The 1,194-nt window shown below is 64.8% G+C and carries 1 protein-coding gene; it reads right to left on the bottom strand.

Annotated features, from left to right (window positions below; all coding sequences use genetic code 11):
* Positions 1-2: 2 nt before the first annotated feature.
* Positions 3-1,193, bottom strand: a complete 1,191-nt coding sequence (tuf, locus tag ACFO27_RS12115) for an elongation factor Tu (RefSeq protein ID WP_376817553.1) — start codon at positions 1,191-1,193, stop codon at positions 3-5.
* Between the last annotated feature and the right edge of the window lies 1 nt (position 1,194).

Here is a 1,194-nt window from a genome sequence, read left to right as displayed (position 1 = left end):
AATTACTTGATGATTTTGGCGACGACGCCGGCGCCCACGGTGCGGCCACCCTCGCGGATGGCAAAGCGCAGGCCCTCTTCCATGGCGATCGGCGCAATCAGGTTCACCGTCATCGACACGTTGTCGCCCGGCAGCACCATCTCCTTGTCGGCCGGCAGCTCGATCGTCCCGGTCACGTCCGTCGTGCGGAAGTAGAACTGCGGACGGTAGCCCTTGAAGAACGGCGTGTGGCGACCGCCCTCTTCCTTGGACAGAATGTACACCTCGGCCGTGAAGTTCGTGTGCGGGTGGATCGAACCGGGCTTGGCCAGCACCTGGCCGCGCTCGACTTCCTCGCGCTTGGTCCCGCGCAGCAGGATCCCCACATTGTCGCCCGCCTGGCCCTGGTCCAGCAGCTTGCGGAACATCTCCACGCCCGTGCACGTCGTCTTGGCCGTGTCGTGGATCCCCACGATCTCGATTTCCTCGCCGACCTTGATGATCCCGCGCTCGATACGCCCAGTCACCACCGTGCCGCGACCCGAGATCGAGAACACGTCTTCCACAGGCATCAGGAACGTGCCGTCGACCGCGCGCTCCGGCGTCGGGATGTAGCTGTCCAGCGCCGCGGCCAGCTGCATGATCGCCTGCGAGCCCAGCGGGCCTTCGTCGCCTTCCAGCGCCAGCTTGGCCGAACCCTTCACGATCGGCGTGTCATCGCCCGGGAAGTCGTACTTGGAGAGCAGCTCGCGCACTTCCATCTCGACCAGTTCCAGCAGTTCCTCGTCGTCGACCATGTCGCACTTGTTCAGGAACACGATGATGTAGGGCACGCCCACCTGGCGCGCCAGCAGGATGTGCTCGCGCGTCTGCGGCATCGGGCCGTCGGCGGCCGACACCACCAGGATCGCGCCGTCCATCTGCGCAGCACCCGTGATCATGTTCTTCACATAGTCCGCGTGACCCGGGCAGTCCACGTGCGCGTAGTGACGGTTGGCCGTCTCGTATTCCACGTGCGAGGTGTTGATCGTGATCCCGCGCGCCTTCTCTTCGGGCGCGTTGTCGATCTGGTCGTAGCCCTTCGCCTCGCCGCCGCCTGCCTTGGCCAGCACCGTCGTGATCGCCGCCGTCAGCGTCGTCTTGCCGTGGTCAACGTGGCCGATCGTACCCACGTTCACGTGCGGTTTGGTCCGTTCAAACTTGCCTTTTGCCATG

It is taken from the genome of Castellaniella denitrificans, from assembly GCF_042653765.1.
GTDB lineage: Bacteria > Pseudomonadota > Gammaproteobacteria > Burkholderiales > Burkholderiaceae_B > Castellaniella > Castellaniella denitrificans.
Note: the sequence above shows the minus strand (reverse complement) of the source record. Positions and strands in the feature narration are given on the sequence as shown.